The sequence below is a fragment of the Arthrobacter sp. B1805 genome (genome assembly GCF_002929745.1).
Classification (GTDB): Bacteria; Actinomycetota; Actinomycetes; order Actinomycetales; family Micrococcaceae; genus Arthrobacter_D.
This window is the reverse complement of record NZ_PJIQ01000001.1, coordinates 261768-281353: the sequence shown is the minus strand read 5'-3', so window position 1 is coordinate 281353 and position 19586 is coordinate 261768. Positions and strand designations below refer to the sequence as shown.

The following is a 19586-nucleotide window of genomic DNA, read 5'->3' as shown; positions in this document are numbered from 1 at the left end:
GGAGCTGCACCCGGCGAATGGGGTCACCCGATGATCGTGATCGAGATCGTGAGCTCCACCCTCACAGCGCTTGGCCTGGGGCTGCTCATCGCCGCCCTGGTGATCCGGCTGGTCTACGGCTCCTGGACCCGGACCCAGGCGATCACCTTCGAGCACGAGGGCCATCCCTACCTCCGCTGGCACGACCACCGGTACCGCATCGTCGAGGCGCTGTGGTCCAGCGAGGTTCGACGTCGGAAGAACCATGCCGCCACCCCTGCGCCCTTGCCCGGCGAGGAGGTCCCGATCTACTACCACGCGCGCCGCCCCGTCCACTGGTCCCTCCAGCCGCCCTACCGGGGGACGCGGGCCGTCGCCGCCGTCGGGCTCGCGTGCACCGTCGTCGGGGTCCTCCTCGGCTTCCTGCCCGGCTGAGGAAGGCACAGCCGGTACGGTTGAGGTGTGCAAACCACCTCCGTAGTGAAGGTCCTGGCGGCGTGGCTGCTCGGCCTCATGCTGGTCGTCGCAGGCTTCATCGCGACCGTGTCCGTCCTCAACGGGCAGCTCTACAGCCCGGAACACCAGGTGCGCCTGTACCTCGACGCATTGCGTGACGGCGACGGGGAGAAGGCCCTCGGCCTCCTCAACGCCTCCGTCCCGGACGGCGCCAACCCGACCCTGCTGGACGGCGAGGCCCTGAGCCGGGGCAGTGATCCGATCGAGGACCTCGAGGTGGGCGAGGCACGGGGCGCCGGCGGGGACCGGGTCGAGGTGCCCGTGACCTACACGGTGGACGGCGTCGCAACGAGCACCGTCTTCCCGCTGCAGCGGACCGGGACCGAGTGGGGCTTCTTCAACGTCTGGCGGTTCGAGCCGACCGTCCTCCCGACCGTCGAGGTATCCGCGCTGAACAGTGTCGTGGCCGCCGTGAACGGCGTCGACGTAGGGCTACCCGACGGCAGAGCAGCCCTCGCGGCCCTCTACCCCACCGCCCTCACCGCCGAGTACGAGGGCAGGTACTTCTCGGCGCCCGCGAGGCACGCGACAATCACCAGCCGCGAGAATCCTCCGCCTCCCCTGGCACTGGCGACGGAGGCGACGCCGGAACTCACCCAGGCCGTCGACGATCAGCTGCACGCGTTCCTGGACGGCTGCGCGGAGCAGACCGTCTTCCAACCGACCAACTGCCCGTTCAACTATCCGACGAACGAGCGTCTGGCCGGCGACATCTCGTGGTCGATCGCGGAGTACCCTTCCGCCACCATCACGCCCGGCAACGGCGGGTGGTCTCTCGCGACGCTCCGCGGAACCGCCCGCATAGAGACCCGGCTCCGGGACTTCTTCTCGGGTGCCGTCCGGGATGTCTCGGAGGCCGTCCCATTCGAGTTCGAGGCCGACCTCGTGGTGACCGAGGACGCGATCACGGTGACCCCGGTGGTGCGGTACCGGTAGCGGTCGACGCCGTGGTTCGGGAGCCGGGTACCTTCAGGGAATGAGGTCCTCCCCGCGGTAGCGGTCGAACAGCGTGACGAACGCATCGTAGGTCCGTCGATACCCGGTGAATCCGGCATCGCGGCTCTTGCCCATATCGGTCACCACTTCGATGTCGCGCCCGAGATCGCTGTCGGTGTGCCACCAGGACGCCATCCGGTCGAGGTTCGGCTCCGCGAGCCCGTGGCGCTGCGCGAGTTCCCTCCACCGGTCCTCGGTGCCCGCCATGGCCTGCTCGAGCGGACGGGGCGCCGTCGCGAAGCCTTCCCATTCGACGCCGAAGTACGCAGCCAGCCTGGGCCACATCCAGCGCCACCGGAAGACATCCCCGTTCACGATGTTGAACGCCTCATCAGCTGCGCCGGGCGTGGTCGACGCCCACAGCATGTGTTCGGCCAGGAGCCCGGCATCCGTCATGTCGGTCAGGCCGTTCCACTGGGTCTTCGAGCCGGGGAACACGAAGGGCTCGCCCGCTTCCCTGCACAGCGTCGCCTGGGTGGCCAGGGTGAGGCCCATGTTCATCGCATTGCCGACGGCATGACCGATGACCGTGTGCGCCCGGTGCACCGACCACGTGAAGCCCTGCTCGGCTGCGGCAGCCCAGAGCTCGTCCTCCTGCGCATAGTAGAAGTTGCGGACCGGCAGCCGCGGTTCCTCCTCGTGGAACGGTGTGTCGGCCATCCGCCCGGCTGCGTAGGCCTCGAACGGTCCGAGGTAGTGCTTGAGCCCCGTCATGAGTGCCACGTGGGCGACGTCCTTGCCGCGCAGCGCAACGAGCAGGTCACGGAGCATGCCCGCGTTGACCGCGATGTTCTCCTCTTCGGACTCTCGGCGCGACCACGCCGTGAAGAACACGTGCGAGGGGTTCTCCTGGTGGAGTGCGGCGGCCAGCGATTCGGCCGACGTCAGGTCCGCGGACAACCAGCGAACGCCGTCGCGCTCCACTCCCGGTCGACGGGAGAGTGCCAGGACGGCCCACCCCTCGAGGGTCAGCCTCTCGACGAGCGCCGATCCGGCGATACCGGTGGCCCCCACCACGAGCGCCGTCTTCTGTCCGTCCACTGCTGTCGTGTTGTCGATCGCCATACTTGGCACAAGCCCGCCCGCGGAGGGTCTATTCCTGCGAGCAGCCCGGCAGTGACGGCCGGACGCACCAAGGGCACCGGCGGAGACCGGTGCCCTTCGGAGCCGGAGTGCGGGACCGGCGGTACCCTTCAGTACCCGTCAGTCGAGTCCGCGCAGGTCCAGCGTCAGGGCGGTGTCGCCGTCGCCGGTCACGGACACGGGGATTCCCCAGTCCTGCTGGTACAGGTGGCAGGCGGCATGGTCCGGAATCTCCCCGCCCGGCTCGCCGTCGCAGGACGCCGCCCGTGCGGTGATGTGCAGGACGCCGTCGCCCGCCTCCGGTGAGAGGACCAGCTCCCGCGTCAGGCCCGTGGACGTACCGCCGCCCGAGACCAGGAGGGATTCCGGTGAAGCGCTGATCTTCAGCTGGGTCGGATCTCCCCAGCGGTCATCGAGCTTCTGGCCCTTCGGCGCAGTGAACCGAACCGTCAGGGCTACCGGCCCGGCGGACATCGGCGTCTTCGGCCGCTGCGTCTGGGACGCTCCCTCGTCGACCGCGAGTGCTTCCTTGGGCAGCGGCACCCTGACGAGCTGGTGCCGGTTGGTCTCGACGACGATGAGCAGCGGATCGCCACCATCGGCCACGGGCGTCATGTCGACGAGCACGTCCGACGGCTCGGAGAGACCACGGAGCAGCGTGGATACCTGGCGCGTCGCGGGGTCGTACCGGCGGACGGCACCGTTGTACGTGTCCGCGATCGCGATGGAGCCGTCCGGAAGTGCTGCCACGCCGAGAGGGTGCTGCAGGCGCGCCTGGCCGGCATCGCCGTCCCGGAAGCCGAAGTCGAACAGGCCGGTCCCGATGGCGGTCTGCACCTGCACCTTCCTGCTCCCGTTCACCTCGATGAAGGACAGGAGCCGCACCGAGGAGGTCTCGGAGTCCGCGACCCAGAGGGTGCCGTTCGCGTCCTCCGCCAGCCCGGAGGACTGGGCGAACCAGGCGGCGGATGCATCGCCGTCGAGCAGCCCCTCGAGGCCGGTACCGGCGATCACCTCCACCGCGTGGGTGCGGGGGTCGTAGCTGAAGATCTGGTGCGTCCCGGCCATGGCGATCACCACGCGCCCCAGCACGGACGAGTACAGGACGTCCCAGGGGGAGGACAGCGACACGTTGAGCGCGTCCGTACCGAGCTGAGTCTCCGTGAGGCGCGGTGTCCCGCTCTCCGTTCCGATGTCCTGGGAGTTCTCCTGCCGCCCGATCTTCGTGTGGTTCCCGGCGTCGAGCAGGCGCTGTGTGCCGTTGCCGGCGAGCGTGCGCACCTCGCCGGTCGCAAGGGAGACGCCGCGCAGTCGGTGGTTCACCGAGTCGGCGACGACGACGTCGTATCCGACCTCCGAAGCCAGCTCGGCAGGCAGCAGTGCGACGCCCTGAGGCTCGTTGAACTGTGCCTCGTCGGGGCTTCCGTCGCGGTGCCCCTTCGTGCCGGACCCGATGGTGCGGCGCACCGTGACGAGGTCCGCCTCGAGCTCTACCAGCCGGTGGTGCCCCGTATCACCTGCGAGGAAGGTGCCGGTTGCGGGCAGCGCGAGGAGCTTGCCGGGGAACTTGAGGTCGCCTGCCGTGCTCTCCGCGGGGACGTAAGGGCCGTCGCCGCGGTGCAGCGTGCCCTTGGCTTCGTGCTCGGCCACCAGTTCCTCCACGAGGGAGGTCAGCCCTGCCGCATGCCCCTCGCCGGAGAGGTGCGCCACGATGTAGCCCTCCGGGTCGATGACGACGAGCGTCGGCCATGCGCGGGCCGTGTAGGCCTGCCACGTGGTCAGCTCGGGGTCGTCGAGGACGGGATGGTGGATGTCGTAGCGTTCGACGGCGGCGGCCAGTGCCACGGGATCGGCCTCGTGCTCGAACTTGGGCGAGTGCACGCCGACGGTGACGAGGACGTCCGAGTACTGCTCCTCGAGGGGGCGCAGCTCGTCGAGGACGTGGAGGCAGTTGATGCAGCAGAACGTCCAGAAGTCGAGGATCACGATCTTCCCGCGGAGGTCCTCGAGCTGCAGCTGCCTCCCGCCGGTGTTGAGCCAGTTACGGCCGGTCAGTGCTGAGCCGCGCACGCGGTATCCGGTGCGCGTGGTGGTCTCGGTCATTCATCGTCTCCTGCGGTGGTGGTCACCCGCGCCGTGGGCTGCTGCCCGGAACGGCGGGGTCCGGCGTCGCGCGCGGCGAGGTCGGCGAACATGCTGTTGTAAGCCGTGAGGTCGGCGTCATTATTCCTGTCGGCTGCCCGGTCCTTGCGCTTGGTCTCGCGGGCGTCCGATCGGGACCACATGATTGCGACTCCGATGGCCAGCAGCAACGTGGGCAGCTCACCGACTCCCCATGTGACGGCGCCGCCCACCTGCTGGTCGGCCAGGGCCGAGGCGCCCCACTCGCGGCCCATGTTCCCGAACCAGGACGCCTCCAGCAACGACGTCGACCCCATGAGCGTGACGCCGAAGAAGGCGTGGAAGGCCATGGTCGCGAAGAGCAGCAGGATGCGCAGGGGGTACGGAGCGCGCAGCGGCACGGGGTCGGAACCGATCATCGAGAGCACGAAGATGTAGCCCGTGATGAGGAAGTGCGTGATCATCAGCTCGTGGCCGACGTGCTCGCGCAGGGCGAATCCGAAGAGCGGCGAGTAGTAGAACACGATGATCGACGCCACGAAGTTGCCCGCCGCGAACAGCGGATGCGTGATGATGCGTGAGGGCCACGAGTGCACGATGACGAGGATCCACTCGCGCAGGCCGCGGGTGCCGTCACGTCGCGCGGCGAGGGCCTTGAGGGCCAGCGTGACGGGCGCGCCGAGGACGAGGAACAGCGGCACCACCATGGTCAGCGCCATGTGGTCGATCATGTGCGCGCTGAAGAGCACCATCCCGTAGATCGCCGGCGCTCCGGACGTGAAATAGGTCAGCAGCACCAGGCCGACGACCCAGCTGACGAGCCGCAGGAGCGACCACGCATCGCCACGGCGGCGGAGCTTCATCACCCCGAGGACGTACGCGACGCCGAAGGTCACGGCGACGGTGATCCACAGCCAGTCGGGGCGCCATTCCGTGAGCCACCGGGCGGCGGTGGGCTCGGGCGGGAGGTCGTATCCGGTGAGGATGCGGGCGGGACCGGCCTCGGTGGGCAACTCCTCGGCCCGGGGCGGTGCAGTGCGACCGAGGGCGCCGGCCACGCCGGAGACGGCAGCCATGATGACCAGTTCTACGGCGATGAGCTGCCAGAGCACGCGACGTGCGGAGTGCTTGGAGGTCGCCGTGCCGTTGGTGGCCTCGAGCTGCGGGATGATCCACTGCCGGTGCATCCAGCCGACGCCGCCGAGCAGGAGCGTGGCGATGGTCTTGAAGGTGACGAGCAGCCCCCACTGCGAGCTTAGCTGAGCCAGGTCGGTGATGCGGAGGCTCGCGTTCACCACGCCGGAGGCGACGACGAGGAGGAAGGCGAACCCCGCCAGGGCCGAGAAGCGCTTGAGTACCGGCAGCGTCTGGTTGCCGAGAGTGCCGCCGACGACGGCGAGGGAGATGATGCCGCCCACCCAGAGACACACGCCGACGAGGTGCAGTGCGATGGAGTTGACCGCTGCGTTGTGGTCGTCACCACTGGCGGAATGCCCGATCAGTGCCATCGGCAGGAGGTTCAGGAGCGCGAGCACCATCGTGAGAGCGAGCCCCGTCTGCGACCGGACACCGAAGAGGATCGTGGCGAGCACGGCCGAGACGATGGACGTCACCAGCCAGGCACGTCCCGTCGAGAAGTCGGTGAGGAAGGCCGCCAGCCCCTGGGTGTAGGCGGGGTCGGTGCTCAGCGGCAGGCCCGCCGCGTCCGAGTAGGTGAAGACCATGACGCCGAGCGCGCCCAGCGTCCAGACGACGGCGGAGACGGCGGCGAGCAGCAATACTCGGGAGAAGGCGGGGTGCTCGGCCGCATCCGGCTTGGGGGTGCGGCCCTTGCCCGCTACCTGCCGCGGCAGCATGACCACGGCGAAGACGAGGGCGCCGATGGTGGCGGCGGCGGCCGTGTTGTTCAGGACCTTCGCGACGGGCAGCCCCCACCGGGTGACGGCACCCGGATCACCGAGTTGCCGAGCTGCAGCGGCGCCCGAGTAGAACAGCGCGACGACGAGTGCCGCGAAGACGACGGCACCCGCGAGGATCAGCCAGACGTTTCCGACGCCGGTCTCACGGTCGGCGCCGGCAAGCGCGCTGCGGGGTTGCTTCGCTGTAGTCGACACATACACCATTCTCTACCCGGAGTAGAAATAGGGCCAATCATGGACAGGTCCCTGCTCCGGGCGAGACATCGATCCGAGACGGAGGGCCGCTGCCGTCACGGCAGCGGCCCTCCGGGGATCTGGAAGCTACTTGGCGGAAGCCTTCAGCTTGGAGCCTGCGGTCAGCTTGACGCTGTGCCCGGCGGCGATCTGGATCGTCTCACCCGTCTGGGGGTTACGGCCGGTGCGCGCTGCGCGGCTGGTGCGCTCGACGGCGAGCCATCCGGGGATGGTGATCTTCTCGTCCTTGGCGATGGACTCTGCAAAGACGTCGAACAGAGCGTCAAGGACGCTGTTGACCGATGCCTGGCTGGTGTCAGCCTTCGCTGCTACCTCGGCGACAAGTTCACTACGGTTTTTAGCCACTTTAGGTCCTCCTGGACGTCACTCTTCGGAACGAGCTTTTCACGGTATACGAAAAGCCTCTGTCCGAAAACCTATCAGCTAGTGCGCCCTGTTCCGCGTGTTTACGCGGCTTTCCGGCAGAATCACGGCCTTTTCGGGGCGGTTCACCGCCCGGAAAGGCTCCGAGCGGATCCCCTCGGAGCCGGCTTGGGCCGGAAAGACGGAGAAGCCGGCAACCCGAGGGCTGCCGGCTTCTCCGGTCACCGCCAGGGGCGGTGGACGATGCTGCTGGAGCGTGACGCTCCGGAGGGTGTTACCAGCTCGACTTGGTCACGCCGGGCAGTTCGCCGCGGTGGGCCATGTCACGGAACCGGATGCGTGAGATCCCGAACTTCTGGATCGTTCCGCGCGGGCGTCCGTCGATCTGGTCGCGGTTGCGCAGGCGCACCGGCGAAGCGTTGCGGGGAAGCTTCTGCAGGCCAAGGCGTGCTGCTTCGCGTGCTTCATCGGTAGCGTTCTCGTCGACGAGAGTCTTCTTCAGCTCGAGGCGCTTGGCCGCGTAGCGCTCGACGATGACCTTGCGCTGCTCGTTGCGAGCAATCTTTGACTTCTTGGCCATGGTTAGCGCTCCTCTCGGAATTCGACGTGCTTGCGGATCTTGGGGTCGTACTTCATCAGGACCATGCGGTCCGGATCGTTACGACGGTTCTTGCGCGTCACGTAGGTGTAGCCCGTACCAGCGGTGGACTTCAGCTTGATGATCGGACGTACGTCTTTGTCCTTTGCCATTAGAGCTTCACTCCCCTCGCGAGGATGGACGCCACGACAGCGTCGATGCCACGGACATCAATCGTCTTGATGCCACGGGCGGAAACCTGCAGGGTCACGTTGCGGCGCAGGGAAGGCACGTAGTAGCGCTTCTTCTGAATGTTGGGGTCGAACCGGCGCTTGTTGCGGCGGTGCGAGTGCGAAATGCTGTGTCCAAAGCCGGGCTCGGCTCCGGTCACTTGGCAGTGGGCTGCCATAACTCTCCTCCAGATTAGATGAACGTGACGGAATCACTTGTTGAGCGTCCCGCCACCAGTAATGACACCGTTATTACTGCAGCTTTCCGGAGGTTGACCTGGCAGGGTGAGAACCTGCCGAAGCGCCTCGCCGCGGGGAAGACGGTGAAGATTAGGCTGGGTACGGCCTTGCGGTCGACACAGCCTTAAATTCTAGGTAGTCACGGGTAGCTGGGCAAATCCCGTCCCGTCCTGACGACGGGGCAGCATCAACCGCAGCCAAACGCCTTACCATACTACCGGCTGGATCTTGCTTGACCAAAACCGGCCGGTCGCCTGTCCGTCAGTCCCTGGGAACGATCAGGGGATCGTCGGGTCCCGTACCCTCGCGGGCTCCGGACACGACGGCGCCCGAATCGACGATCGCGTACCTGACGGAGCCGCCGCCCGCGACCCGCACGCGGTCCAGCAGCACGGAGTCCTCGACGACGGCCCCCGCCTCGACCGTTGCGCCGGATCCGATGACGCTCCTGCGGACGGTGCCGTGCACCACGGCGCCGGGTGCGATCAGCGCATTGCCGATGACGGACCCATCGCCGATGAATGCAGGGGCCAGCTGCGGAGGCTCGGTGAGGATCGGCCACGCCGGGTCCGCGAGCTCCAGGCCCTTGCCGTCGAGCAGGTCGAGGTGGGCGCGGAGGTAGTTGGCCGGGGTGCCGAGGTCACGCCAGTACCCTTCGAGCCGGTGCTCGACCACGGAGCCCTGCTCCACGAGGTGGGGAACCAGGTGGTGGCCGTAGTCACCGAGGCCGCCGTGGTCGTCCTGCAGCCGTTCGAGCGCGTCGAGCAGGCTTGCGGCGGTATAGAGGAAGACCTCGGCGGCGACGATGGTGGTTCGCGGGTTCTTCGGCTTGTAGGCGAACCCGGTGACGCGCCCGTCGTCGTCGACGTCCGCCACGCCGTGGTTGGACGCGTCGCCGTCGAAGTCGACCGTGACCATCGTGAGGGCGGCGCCGGTCCTGACGTGGGTGTCGATGACGTCGCGATAGTCGAGCCGGTACAGGTGGTCCGAACTCAGCACCAGCACGAGGTCCGGCGCGAAGTCCCGGATGAAGGATGCCTGGCGGAGGAGCCCGTCCGCGTTGCCCTCGGCGAAGCCCTCGCCCTCGTGGCCGCTGAAGGGAGGCAGCACCAGCAGTCCGCCGCGCGTGCGGTCGAGGTCCCAGGGCCGGCCGTTGCGGAGGTGGTCGTTGATGGTCTTGGGCTGGTACTGCTCCATGATCCAGACGTCGGAGATCCCGCTGTGGTGCAGGTTGGACAGGGGGACGTCGATCAGCCGGAAACTGCCGCCCAGCGGCATGGCCGGCTTGGCCCGGTGATCGGTCAGCGCGCCGAGGCGTCCGCCCGCCCCTCCCGCCAGGACGATCGCGAGGATGCGGGGCTCGTGCCGGGAGTGTGGCCGGGAGTGTGTCTGGGTCATGCGTCGTCCTGTCCTGCCCGGCCTATGCGCCGGTCTCGGGTGCCTGTTCGCCAGGGGCGTCGAGCGCGGCACCGGATCCCTGCACAGGCACCCCGCCCGTGATGTCGGCCTCCACCGCCGCTTCGCCGTCGGCGAGGATCCAGTGGGCGCTGTCCATGCCGCGCAGGATTTTCCGGCCGACCCGATCGAGGTCTGTCACGTCCTGTTCGTCGAGCGCGTCGAAGACGGTGGAGCGGACCTGGGCGACATGGGACACCGCCAGCTCCGTCAGCATCTCGAGCCCGGCCGGCGTGAGGGAAGCGGTTGTCACGCGTCCGTCGGACGACGAGGGTACGCGGGCCACCCACCCGCGGACCTCGAGCTTCTTGACCACGTGGCTCAGGCGTGACAGGGATGCCGCCGAACGCGCTGCCAGTTCGCTCATGGGCAGGCGGGCATCCTCGGCCTCGGAGAGCATGGCCAGCACGTGGTAGTCGAACAGGGTGATGCGCGCCTCGCGGAAGAGATGGGCGTCGAGGCTCGCCGGGAGGAGGGACGACAGCGCATAGAGGGCCAGCCACGCGCGCCGCTCCTCGGGTGTGAGCCAGTGCGCCGCCATCCGCTCATTCTGGCACATCGGTCCCTGGGCCGACGGGGGTCCGGGCTGTGCGCCCCGTGCTTGCGCACGTCCCGAAGATCGTGGTGAGTGCGTGCTGCTACCCGTTCGCCCGGAGTCTCAGGCGCTGGTCGTGACCCGGCGCGGATGGGTCGGCGTCGGATACTTCGGCGTCAGGGTGTCGCCCGACGAGACACCGCGCAGCCGCCTGCCGACCCACGGCGTCAGGTACTCCCGCGCCCACTGCGCGTCGGCCCGCAGTTGCTCCATCCGTCTCAGGGCAGGGCGCTCCTGGAGTTCCGGCAGGTCGATGCGGTGCGATGCCTGCATGGCCTCGAGGACCCGCGCGGCCATGAGCGTGTGACCGGCCGCCGACATGTGCATCCGGTCGACATCCCAGTAGCCCCAGTCCTGGAACTCGCGCAGGCGCCAGTAGTCGACGACGGTGGCGGCCCTCGTGTCGGCGATCTCGCGCACCCACTCGTTGTACACCGCCGTGCGACCCCTGGTCCTGCCGAAGACAGCCGACCCCGACGCGTCGAACCCCGTGAACAGCACGACGTCGACGCCCGCATCACGGAGCCTGCCGATGCCTTCGTCGTAGTGCCCCATCAGACGGTCGATGTCGATGCGCGGGCGGAGGATGTCGTTGGCGCCGGCATAGATCGTGACGAGCGTCGGCTCCAGCAGCAGGGCCGCGTCGACCTGCTCGTCGAGGATCTGGCGCATCTTCCGGCCGCGGATCGCCAGGTTGGCGTAGCCCCAGGACGCATCGGCGAGGACGAGCTGCTCGGCCACGCGATCGGCCCAACCGCGGACACCGTTGGGTGATGCCGGGTCCCAGTCACCCACTCCTTCGGTGAAGGAGTCGCCGAGTGCCACGTATCGCTGGGTGAAAGTCACGTCCGAAAGATTACCCCTAGGGCGGCCACCCGCAGCGATAAGCTCGGCAGAGGCCCCCGTTGACACCCGGACGAAGGACATCATGCCTACCGACGCACCACCCGAAGCAACGCCTGACACGGCCGCCGACGCCGGATCGGGCAGTCGCCGCGCCGCGCTCATCATCAACCCCATCAAGGCCACCACCGGCGATGTCGAGGGTGCTGTCAGGCGCGTCTCGGCAGAGGACGGCTGGGAGGAACCCCTGGTCATCGAGACCACGGAGGACGACCCCGGGCACGGCCAGGCACGCCAGGCGTTGGACGCCGGCGTCGATCTCGTGATCGCGGCCGGCGGGGACGGTACCGTGCGGTGTGTTGCCGAGGAGCTCGCGGAGACCGGCACCATGATGGCCATCGTGCCGCTGGGCACCGGAAACCTGCTCGCACGCAACCTCGACATCGCCGTCGATGATCCGGACGCCGCCGTCGAGGCTGCGTTCAGGGGGACGGAACGCACCATCGACGTCGTGCACGTGACGGTGGACCGGGCACAGGACGCCCACGTCTTCCTCGTCATGGCGGGCATCGGCTACGACGCCGCCATCATGTCCGATACGCGCGACGACCTGAAGGACAAGGTGGGCTGGCTCGCCTACGTTGACGCGGGCATCCGGAACCTGCCGGGCAGGCCAGCGCGGACCACCATCTCGGTCGACGGCGGAAAGCCCTTCGTCCGCCGCCTGCGCAGCGTGATGGGTGGCAACTGCGGGAAGATCATGGGCGGTCTGGAGATCTTCCCCGGTGCGAAGATCGACGACGGCCTGATGGACCTCATGACGGTCGCCCCGAAGGGCAGGCTGGGCTGGCTGGCCGTCGCCGGCAAGCTCGTCGCGCGGGGGAAGGGCAAGGGCAAGGACCCGTCGCTCGAGTACTTCCAGTGCCGCACCGCCGAGGTCACCCTGCACGAACCGCTGGAGGTTCAACTCGACGGCGACCCGCTGGGCAAGGCGACCCACATGGCGTTCGAGATGAAGCCCGAGTCACTCCGGTTGAGGATGCCCCTCGGGTACAAGGATCCCGCCGTCGTCAGCGAACCGCTGCCCTGACAGGCGCCGGGGCGCCTCCTCGGATCGCTCCTGCGCGGTACCGGCGGCCGCCATGGCCGCGTGCTCACCGTCGGGTGCAGCGCGACCCCGGGATCGCCCGGGCTAGAGCCAGGGCTGCGGATCGACCTTCTCGTCGTTCACCATGACCTCGAAGTGCAGGTGGCAGCCGGTGGAGTTCCCGGTGCTGCCGACTGCGCCGAGGACCTCGCCACGGTGCACCTGGGTACCGGCCGGTACCTCGAGCACGCTCATGTGGTTGTAGGTGGTCTTCATGCCGTCGCCGTGATCGACGACGATGCGCTGGCCTCCTCCGTAGGCATGCCAGCCGGAGTCGATGACGGTTCCCGCATCGGCTGCGACGACGGGCGTACCGCACGCGCTGGCGTAGTCCAGGCCGGTGTGGAGTTCCGAGCCGTAGCCACCCATGGGGTTGACCCGGTATCCGAAGGTCGAAGCCACGACGGGATTGGCCACGGGAACGTCGAACGCCTTGCGTTCCTTCGCTGCCGGGGTCAGCGAGCTCGAGAGGGCCCTCGCGCTGGCGATGCTCGGAGCGATGCCCTCGGTCGCCGGGCCTGCACTCTCCAGGCCGAACGTCACCGACGCCTCGGCAGGCGCAGTGACAGCAGGAGCGACACCCGAGGCCAGTGCGACACCGGGCGCTTCCGCGGCCGTGGCACTGCTGCCCGTGGCCGCGGTCGTCGTCGAGGGAGCCACGGCACCCATGACCAGACCGGCGGAAGCGAGGACGATGCCGGCGGTCGCGGCGTTGTCCCGCAGTCGTGTGAGCGGGGTGGGGCGGGCTGCGGCGCGGCGGACTGCCGCCGGGCGGACTGCCGCGCGTGGCCGTGTGCCCTGGTGCGGCCGCACGGCCGCAGAGGGCTGGTGGGCGCTCCGGCGCGTCGCCGGGACAGCGCCGTCGACGTCGTCCACCGGTGGTGCCGGTGTGGGTCCGGTGGCTGAAACCTCGACCGGTGCGCGCCTCGGCTCTCCGACGGCGACCTCGACCCGTTCGGACGTCAGGCTCTCGGAGTGCAGGAGCACGGCTGCGGCTGCCTCGCGCGCGGCTTTCCCCTGTTCACGGATCTCCCGGCGGGTGAGCAGGCGCTCGGAGGGGGCGGGCACTGGAAGGGCACGCGCGGTGACGGGCGGAGCCGATACGGGCGGTCGTGGTGCTGCAACCCGGCTCGAGGCTTCGACGGCCGATGCCGCAGGAGGACCAGCCGGAGTCGCGGCCCGTCGACCGGCGCGGGTGGGGGCCGCGCCACCGGCCGAGGCAGCCATGGGCGCGCGGGCAGGAGCCGTCGGGAGGCCTGGAACGGCCACGCGGGCGGTAACGGCCGCGACGGGAGCAGGCGCAGCAACGGCAACGGCAACGGCAACGGGCTCAGCAACGGCAACGTGGGCAACAACGGAAGCGGGCGCGGCTTCGATGCCGGGCGCAGCATGGGTCACGATCGTGGGGCGCGTGTCGACGGGGGCGACGCGGGCCGCGGGGGTCCGTACTGCAGGTCGGGCCTCGTACGTCCCGACACGGAGCGACCGGCGGCTCGGGAGGGCGGGGGCAGAGCTGTGCGGAACCGACTGGTGGTGCGCCCGATCGTCGGACGCGCGACGGCGCCCGGACGTAACCGTCTGGGTCAACTGCATACCTCTCTCAGGACGCCGGCGAAGTTAGCTGTCGGATTCGAGCAAGAGTTGACTCGGCCCCCTCGGCGCAGCCCCGGACGCGGTGGAACCGCAGGTGGGGCCGTGCTGATTAGCAATGCGTAGAGGGCTTCACCCCAAGGCGGCTCGCACCGCCGGAATGTGGATCCTCCACCCCTGTCACAGGTTGTTCATGCGGTCCGCTGACAGGGTTAGGCGTGCGGACCTGGATCACAATAAAACGAGCTTCGACTGCTCAAACCTTAGGGCACGGAACGCGCAGTTACAATTCCGTTATCCATCCTGTGGATCTTTCGTGCAATACTGCTTTCCGCTCACGGGAACCTGCGCAATTCCCCCGGAGAACCTGCGCCTCAGGAACCGATCGGCGGCATCAGGACAACTCGGCGCGCCCTTTGCGCCAGTACCCCATGAACGCAACCTGTTTCCGGTCAACGCCCACATCGCGCACCAGGTAGCGGCGCAGTCCCCGCACCACCGCGGCCTCCCCCGCGATCCAGGCGTAGAACGGTTGGGTGCCCGACGGGCGCTCGGGATTGACCGTCGACCTCACGATCGCAGTCTCGAGCAGTTGCGGGGTCTCCCAGAGGATGGTTCTGTCGACATCGACGTACTCGGGTTCGGTACCGCCACTGACGGCGTCGGCGGAGCCGGCGAGGGACACCCAGCCGGGTACACGCACGGCGTCGCGAACCGCTGTCTCCAGCAGCTCGCCGTGCGGGAGGCCCTTGCGGGGAAGCCAGGTGATGGCGACCGAGGACCGGGTCTCGATGCTCTGGATGTCCCGCTCGTCCGGGACCTCGAGGAAGGCCTGCCCGCCCATGTCCTCGGGGAGCGCCTCGAGGATGGCGCTGATGGCGGGCACTGCGGTCTCGTCACCGGCCAGCAGGACGTGCTGGGCAAGCCCCGGGCTCCACTCGATGCCGCCGTAGGCTCCCGCCGTCAGGCACTGCGCCGCCGAGGAGTTGGGTCCGATGATGCACACGCGGTCCCCCGGCCGCGCCGTCGAAGCCCACTCGGCTGCGGGCCCTCCCCGGCCCTCGTCGTCGAGGTGCATCACGAAGTCGACGTCGATCTCGGGCCGTGGCCCTTCGCAGCGCGCATCGCGCACCGTGTACGTGCGCATCGAGCCGCGCTCCTCCGCGTCCATGCCGAGCCACGACTGGTACCAGCTCGCGGCACCGCCGCGCTGCATCAGCCCTGCGATGTCCGGGCACTCGCGACCCTGCGACGGGATGATGATCTTGATCCTGAGGTCCAGCGTGTCGCCCGCCACGCCGAACGCCGCGAGGCACGAACCGCCGAAGGTGATACGGCGGAAATTCGCGCCGAGCTCCTGCACCCGGGTGACGACGACGTCGAACGCCAGCACCATGGGCTCGGTGTCCGCGGCGGTCCGCAGGGTGCTCCGCTGGCTCACTTCGGTCATGATGTTGCCTCCAGGTGGGCCGGGACGGTGTCCTGCGGGTTGGGTCGGTAGCCCCGTGCCGGCACCTGGCCGGCACGGGAGGTCGGTGCGCTCATCGCCGTCGGGGCGCCGTGGTGCCTGCCGACAGGCACGACCATCGGTGTGCCGGAGACGGGATCCTCGATGACGCGGCAGTCGAGGTTGAAGACGCCGGAAACGGTCTCCTGGGTGACGACGCCGGACGGGGGGCCCTCTGCGACGATCCGCCCGTCCCGCATCGCGATGAGGTGGTCGGCGTAGCGCGCAGCGAGGTTGAGGTCGTGAAGCACCATGACCACCGTGGTCCCGGCGCGCCGGTTGAGGTCGGTGATCAGATCGAGGACCTCGATCTGATGCGTGACGTCCAGGAAGGTCGTGGGCTCGTCGAGCAGCAGGATCCCGGTCTGCTGGGCAAGTGCCATGGCGATCCACACCCGCTGGCGCTGCCCGCCGCTCAGTTCGTCCACGCTGCGGTCGGCGAGGCCCAGGGTGTCGGTGGCCTCGAGCGCGCCCGCCACTGCCGCGTCGTCCTCCGCTGTCCACTGGCGGAACCAGCCCTGGTGCGGGTACCGGCCGCGTCCCACGAGATCGGCGACGCTGATGCCGTCGGGAGCGACCGGCGTCTGTGGGAGGAGCCCGAGTACGCGGGCGACAGCCTTGGTCGACTGGGTGTGGATGTCCGATCCGTTCAGCACGACAGTGCCCTTCGCGGGTTTCAGGAGGCGCGCCAGTCCGCGCAGCAGCGTCGACTTGCCGCATGCGTTCGCGCCCACGATCACCGTCACCCTCCCCGCCGGAACCTCGACGGAGAGCCCTTCGACGACGACGCGTTGGTCGTACGCGAGCGTGAGGTCCTCCGCCGACAGGGTGTCGGTCGTCCTAGGATCTCGGCGTGCAGCCATCATCAGCCTCCCTGGCCGGAGCGGTTGGCCGTGGCGAGCAGCCACAGCAGGAACGGCGCGCCGAGGGCGCCTGTGACGACGCCGACGGGCAGCGATGCCCCGGGGATGAGGTTCGCGGCGACGAAGTCGGCCGCGAGCACGATCACCGCACCCACCAGTGCCGCCATCGCGAGCGAGGACCGGTTCGCGAGCAACCGGCGGGCGATCGGTCCGGCGAGGAAAGCAACGGAGGCGACGGGCCCGGCTGCCGCGGTGGCCACCGCAGCGAGGGCCACGGCCGTGAACATGAGCCACAACCGTGATGCCTCGACCCGGACGCCGAGGCCTGCGGCGGCGTCGTCCCCCAGTTCGAGGCCCTGCAGGCTGCGGGAGAGGACGGCCGCTCCCGGCACCAGGACCACGAGACAGGCGAGCAGCACTGCAACACGGTCCCAGTTGCTCGAGTTGAGCGACCCGCTCAGCCACAGGACCGCCTCCGCCGCCGTCCGGAGATCCGCACGGGTGATGAGGAAGTTGACCAGGGCGTGCATGACGGCGGCGAACCCGATGCCCACGAGGATGAGCCGGTAGCCCGCCACACCTCCGCGCCGGGAGATCAGGTAGATCGCCGCGGCCACCACCAGTGCCCCGATGAGCGCCGAGAACGAGACGGTCGCTCCGGCAGCCCCGAAGAGCACGATGGCGGCCACCGCCGAGGCGCTCGCGCCGTAGCTGATGCCGATGATGTCAGGGCTCGCCAAGGGGTTGCGCAGCATCGTCTGGAAGACTGCGCCGGCGATCCCGAAGGCCACCCCGATCATGAGACCGATCACGGCTCTGGGCAGTTTGCTCTCCAGCACGATGAAGCTTGCGCCCGGTATGTCGGCCCCGCCCAGGATCCGGAAGAAGTCGGGGATCGTGACGGTGTAGGAGCCGAGAAGGATGTTCACCGCGAACAGCACGAGGACGATGCCGGCCACGGCGGCCATCCGTATTGCCGAGCTCCTGCGCCGGCGGGCGCGGACGGCGGCGAGGCCTTCAGCGGGGTGCGGGAGTGTCCGGGGATGCCGGACGGCGAGGGAGGTGCTCACAGCTGCGCCATCCTCCGTCGACGCACCAACCAGATGAAGGCGGGAGCGCCGACGACGGCGGTCATGATGCCTACCTGCACTTCGCTCGGAGGCAGGACGACTCGCCCCAGGATGTCGGCGCCGAGCAGCAGCACGGGCCCGAGGAGCGCGGAGAACGGCAGGATCCAGCGGTAGTCGGCTCCGACTGCCAGACGCACCACGTGCGGGATGACGAGCCCGACGAAGGCGATGGGACCGGCGGCAGCCGTCGCGGCACCACACAGGACCACCGCGCCGAGGCCGGCGATACCACGCGCCAGGGCGACATTCTGGCCGAGCCCCCGGGCGACATCGTCACCGAGCGCGAGGCTGTTGAGGACCTTGCCGGTCGCGAGGGTCAGCGCGAGGCCCGCCAGGAGGAACGGCGCCACGATCCCGATGACGTCCCAACCGCGGCCGGAGAGCGTGCCGACCTGCCAGAACCGGAAGGCGTCCAGCGTCTCCTGGCTCGATACGAGGATGGCGTTGGTGAGGCTCGCGAGCCCTGCCGCGAGGGCAGCACCCGCGAGCGCGAGCTTGACCGGCGTCGCGCCCTCCCGCCCGAGGCTCGCCACCGCGTAGACCGTGAGGGCTGCGGCGCCTGCGCCCGCGAAGGCGAACCAGATGTACCCGGAGGCGCTGCCGAGCCCGAAGAGGTAGATCCCGACGACGATCGCGAGGGAAGCCCCTGCATTGATCCCGAGGATGCCGGGGTCGGCCAAAGGATTCCGGGCGATTCCCTGGAGTGCTGCGCCGGCAGTTGCGAGTGCCGACCCGACGAGCAGTCCGACGACGGTGCGCGGGACGCGGGAGAGGACGACGGCGTGGTCGCCGTTGGCGGGATCGAAGGCAACCACGGCATCGACCATGGTGCCCACGCCGACGGACCGTGCGCCGATGGTCAGCGAGGCGAGGCAGAAGACGGCGAGGATGACGGCTGTGATGAGGAGCCCCGCCACGGTGCGCGGTGTGGACCGGCGGCGAACGGCGGGACCAGGTTCGGCCGCGGGAGCCGGACGCAGCACGGAGGCCTGAACTGCCATGGTGCCTCCCTCAGCCAGACGATCGGTCTGAAGTAAGGGTAGCCTGTGCTATTGCCCATTAAGAAACGGATTTGTTTCCTAATGCTCCGGGCCGCCGCGTCGTCCGGGGCAGCCGGACCAGCCGAGTACCTAGGCGGCCGCGGGCGGCGTGCCGTTGCCGAAGGGCCTGCCCCCGAGGGATTCGCGCCCGTGCTCGGTGGTCCATCCCGCGAGGTCAGGGCCCTTCGGGACGATCCGGGTAGGATTGATGTCCTCGTGCACGATGTAGTAGTGCTGCTTGATCTGCTCGAAGTCGATGGTGTCCCCGAAACCCGGCGTCTGGAACAGGTCGCGGGCGTAGGCCCACAGCGCCGGCATCTCCGTCAGCTTGTTCCTGTTGCACTTGAAGTGTCCGTGGTACACGGGGTCGAACCGGACCAGCGTCGTGAACAGGCGGACATCCGCCTCCGTGATCGTGTCCCCCACCAGGAATCGCTGCGAGGCCAGGCGTTCCTCGAGCCAGTCCAGGGCCGTGAACAGCCGGTCGTACGCGGCGTCGTACGCCTCCTGGGAACCGGCGAAACCACAGCGGTAGACGCCGTTGTTCACCTCGGTGAAGACACGCTTGTTCACGGCGTCGATCTCCTCGCGCAGGTCCTCCGGGTAGAGGTCCGGCGCGCCGTCGCGGTGGAACTCCTGCCATTCGCTGGAGAAGTCGAGGGTGATCTGCGGGAAATTGTTGGTCACGACCGCGCCAGTCGTCGTGTCCACGATGGCCGGCACCGTGATCCCGCGCGAGTAGTGGGGATCGCGCTTGAAGAAGGCCTCCTGCAGGCGCTCGATGCCCAGCACCGGGTCGCGTCCGTCAGGATCGAGGTCGAACGTCCAGGACCGGCTGTCGTGCGTCGGTCCCGGAGTTCCCAGCGAGATGGCATCCTCCAGACCGAGGAGCCGCCGCACGATGATGGTCCGGTTGGCCCAGGGGCATGCCCTCGCGGCGATGAGGCGGTATCGCCCGGCTTCAACGGGATAGCCATCGGAGCCGTCACGCGTGATGCGCGTCTCGATGTACTGGGTGTCCCGCGTGAATTCCTTCCCCGAGGTTACGTAGGCCCCCTTGGTGCTGTGCCCTGCCGTGTCGGACTGCTGCGTGTCGGTCATGGTGCAAGTGTAGGACCGTCGGCATACCGGAGGCCC

Annotated in this window: 19 protein-coding genes and 1 riboswitch; of the genes, 3 read left to right on the top strand and 16 right to left on the bottom strand. The window is 68.9% G+C overall.

The window, feature by feature from the left end; all coding sequences use genetic code 11:
* Positions 1-30 precede the first annotated feature (30 nt).
* Together CXQ96_RS01450 and CXQ96_RS01445 are read left to right on the top strand one after the other, a co-directional pair.
* Entirely contained in the window at positions 31-414 is a 384-nt protein-coding gene (locus CXQ96_RS01450) for a hypothetical protein (RefSeq protein WP_104116239.1), read from the top strand.
* 27 nt (positions 415-441) lie between these two features.
* Entirely contained in the window at positions 442-1431 is a 990-nt protein-coding gene (locus tag CXQ96_RS01445) for a hypothetical protein (protein WP_258058719.1), read from the top strand.
* Between the two features lie 33 nt (positions 1432-1464).
* Here the strand turns inward: CXQ96_RS01445 and CXQ96_RS01440 are convergent, their stop codons facing one another.
* From CXQ96_RS01440 to CXQ96_RS01395, 10 genes are all read right to left on the bottom strand, one after another.
* Positions 1465-2556 (bottom strand): SDR family oxidoreductase, encoded by a 1092-nt coding sequence (locus CXQ96_RS01440; RefSeq protein ID WP_104116238.1) that lies wholly within the window; start codon positions 2554-2556, stop codon positions 1465-1467.
* A gap of 138 nt (positions 2557-2694) precedes the next feature.
* Complete coding sequence (locus CXQ96_RS01435; RefSeq protein WP_104116237.1) at positions 2695-4677, bottom strand: NHL domain-containing thioredoxin family protein; 1983 nt, start codon at positions 4675-4677, stop codon at positions 2695-2697.
* The gene (locus tag CXQ96_RS01430) at positions 4674-6734 is read right to left on the bottom strand and encodes a bifunctional copper resistance protein CopD/cytochrome c oxidase assembly protein (protein ID WP_258058767.1); all 2061 of its coding nucleotides are present in this window, start codon (positions 6732-6734) and stop codon (positions 4674-4676) included. The genes CXQ96_RS01435 and CXQ96_RS01430 overlap by 4 nt, the downstream gene beginning before the upstream one ends.
* Positions 6735-6935: 201 nt before the next feature.
* A complete protein-coding gene (locus CXQ96_RS01425) occupies positions 6936-7214 on the bottom strand; it encodes an HU family DNA-binding protein (RefSeq protein WP_087074140.1) in 279 nt (92 codons plus the stop codon).
* 292 nt (positions 7215-7506) lie between these two features.
* The gene (rpsN, locus tag CXQ96_RS01420) at positions 7507-7812 is read right to left on the bottom strand and encodes a 30S ribosomal protein S14 (protein ID WP_104116235.1); all 306 of its coding nucleotides are present in this window, start codon (positions 7810-7812) and stop codon (positions 7507-7509) included.
* A gap of 2 nt (positions 7813-7814) precedes the next feature.
* Positions 7815-7982, bottom strand: a complete 168-nt coding sequence (gene rpmG, locus CXQ96_RS01415) for a 50S ribosomal protein L33 (protein ID WP_019481734.1) — start codon at positions 7980-7982, stop codon at positions 7815-7817.
* Positions 7982-8218 carry a 50S ribosomal protein L28 gene (rpmB, locus tag CXQ96_RS01410; RefSeq protein ID WP_043441573.1) on the bottom strand — a complete coding sequence of 79 codons (237 nt, stop codon included), beginning with the start codon at positions 8216-8218 and terminating at the stop codon, positions 7982-7984. The genes rpmG and rpmB overlap by 1 nt, the downstream gene beginning before the upstream one ends.
* 322 nt (positions 8219-8540) lie before the next feature.
* Positions 8541-9677: a glucose-1-phosphate adenylyltransferase family protein gene (locus CXQ96_RS01405; RefSeq protein WP_104116234.1), complete on the bottom strand. Its 1137-nt coding sequence runs from the start codon at positions 9675-9677 to the stop codon at positions 8541-8543.
* A 22-nt stretch (positions 9678-9699) separates the two neighbouring features.
* Positions 9700-10275: a MarR family winged helix-turn-helix transcriptional regulator gene (locus CXQ96_RS01400; protein ID WP_104116233.1), complete on the bottom strand. Its 576-nt coding sequence runs from the start codon at positions 10273-10275 to the stop codon at positions 9700-9702.
* 117 nt (positions 10276-10392) lie between these two features.
* Positions 10393-11175 carry an SGNH/GDSL hydrolase family protein gene (locus tag CXQ96_RS01395; protein WP_104116232.1) on the bottom strand — a complete coding sequence of 261 codons (783 nt, stop codon included), beginning with the start codon at positions 11173-11175 and terminating at the stop codon, positions 10393-10395.
* A gap of 82 nt (positions 11176-11257) precedes the next feature.
* On the opposite strand from CXQ96_RS01395, the gene CXQ96_RS01390 reads away from it, so the two are divergent.
* Positions 11258-12262, top strand: a complete 1005-nt coding sequence (locus CXQ96_RS01390; protein ID WP_104116231.1) for a diacylglycerol kinase family protein — start codon at positions 11258-11260, stop codon at positions 12260-12262.
* A gap of 102 nt (positions 12263-12364) precedes the next feature.
* Here the strand turns inward: CXQ96_RS01390 and CXQ96_RS01385 are convergent, their stop codons facing one another.
* The 6 genes from CXQ96_RS01385 to CXQ96_RS01360 all read right to left on the bottom strand — a co-directional run bounded on the left by CXQ96_RS01385 (position 12365) and on the right by CXQ96_RS01360 (position 19550).
* Positions 12365-13906, bottom strand: coding sequence for a M23 family metallopeptidase (locus tag CXQ96_RS01385; RefSeq protein ID WP_146070789.1), 1542 nt, complete (start codon positions 13904-13906; stop codon positions 12365-12367).
* Between the two features lie 3 nt (positions 13907-13909).
* Positions 13910-14138, bottom strand: a riboswitch (cyclic di-AMP (ydaO/yuaA leader).
* A gap of 165 nt (positions 14139-14303) precedes the next feature.
* Entirely contained in the window at positions 14304-15359 is a 1056-nt protein-coding gene (locus tag CXQ96_RS01380; RefSeq protein WP_258058718.1) for a siderophore-interacting protein, read from the bottom strand.
* Positions 15356-16279 carry an ABC transporter ATP-binding protein gene (locus tag CXQ96_RS01375; RefSeq protein ID WP_104116229.1) on the bottom strand — a complete coding sequence of 308 codons (924 nt, stop codon included), beginning with the start codon at positions 16277-16279 and terminating at the stop codon, positions 15356-15358. The genes CXQ96_RS01380 and CXQ96_RS01375 overlap by 4 nt, the downstream gene beginning before the upstream one ends.
* A gap of 2 nt (positions 16280-16281) precedes the next feature.
* Complete coding sequence (locus tag CXQ96_RS01370) at positions 16282-17247, bottom strand: iron chelate uptake ABC transporter family permease subunit (protein WP_104116228.1); 966 nt, start codon at positions 17245-17247, stop codon at positions 16282-16284.
* A 98-nt stretch (positions 17248-17345) separates the two neighbouring features.
* On the bottom strand, positions 17346-18410 hold the full coding sequence (locus tag CXQ96_RS01365) for an iron ABC transporter permease (protein ID WP_104116227.1): 1065 nt from the start codon (positions 18408-18410) through the stop codon (positions 17346-17348).
* Between the two features lie 129 nt (positions 18411-18539).
* Entirely contained in the window at positions 18540-19550 is a 1011-nt protein-coding gene (locus CXQ96_RS01360; protein ID WP_104116226.1) for a glutathione S-transferase family protein, read from the bottom strand.
* Positions 19551-19586: the final 36 nt, after the last annotated feature.

Coding starts and splice junctions, on each gene's coding strand:
- CXQ96_RS01450 (WP_104116239.1), top strand. CDS start 31: ATGATCGTGATCGAGATCGTGAGCTCCACCCTCACAGCGCTTGGCCTG.
- CXQ96_RS01440 (WP_104116238.1), bottom strand. CDS start 2,556: ATGGCGATCGACAACACGACAGCAGTGGACGGACAGAAGACGGCGCTC.
- CXQ96_RS01435 (WP_104116237.1), bottom strand. CDS start 4,677: ATGACCGAGACCACCACGCGCACCGGATACCGCGTGCGCGGCTCAGCA.
- rpsN (WP_104116235.1), bottom strand. CDS start 7,812: ATGGCCAAGAAGTCAAAGATTGCTCGCAACGAGCAGCGCAAGGTCATC.
- rpmG (WP_019481734.1), bottom strand. CDS start 7,982: ATGGCAAAGGACAAAGACGTACGTCCGATCATCAAGCTGAAGTCCACC.
- rpmB (WP_043441573.1), bottom strand. CDS start 8,218: ATGGCAGCCCACTGCCAAGTGACCGGAGCCGAGCCCGGCTTTGGACAC.
- CXQ96_RS01405 (WP_104116234.1), bottom strand. CDS start 9,677: ATGACCCAGACACACTCCCGGCCACACTCCCGGCACGAGCCCCGCATC.
- CXQ96_RS01400 (WP_104116233.1), bottom strand. CDS start 10,275: ATGGCGGCGCACTGGCTCACACCCGAGGAGCGGCGCGCGTGGCTGGCC.
- CXQ96_RS01390 (WP_104116231.1), top strand. CDS start 11,258: ATGCCTACCGACGCACCACCCGAAGCAACGCCTGACACGGCCGCCGAC.
- CXQ96_RS01380 (WP_258058718.1), bottom strand. CDS start 15,359: ATGACCGAAGTGAGCCAGCGGAGCACCCTGCGGACCGCCGCGGACACC.
- CXQ96_RS01375 (WP_104116229.1), bottom strand. CDS start 16,279: ATGGCTGCACGCCGAGATCCTAGGACGACCGACACCCTGTCGGCGGAG.
- CXQ96_RS01370 (WP_104116228.1), bottom strand. CDS start 17,247: ATGGCCGCCGTGGCCGGCATCGTCCTCGTGCTGTTCGCGGTGAACATC.
- CXQ96_RS01365 (WP_104116227.1), bottom strand. CDS start 18,410: ATGGCAGTTCAGGCCTCCGTGCTGCGTCCGGCTCCCGCGGCCGAACCT.
- CXQ96_RS01360 (WP_104116226.1), bottom strand. CDS start 19,550: ATGACCGACACGCAGCAGTCCGACACGGCAGGGCACAGCACCAAGGGG.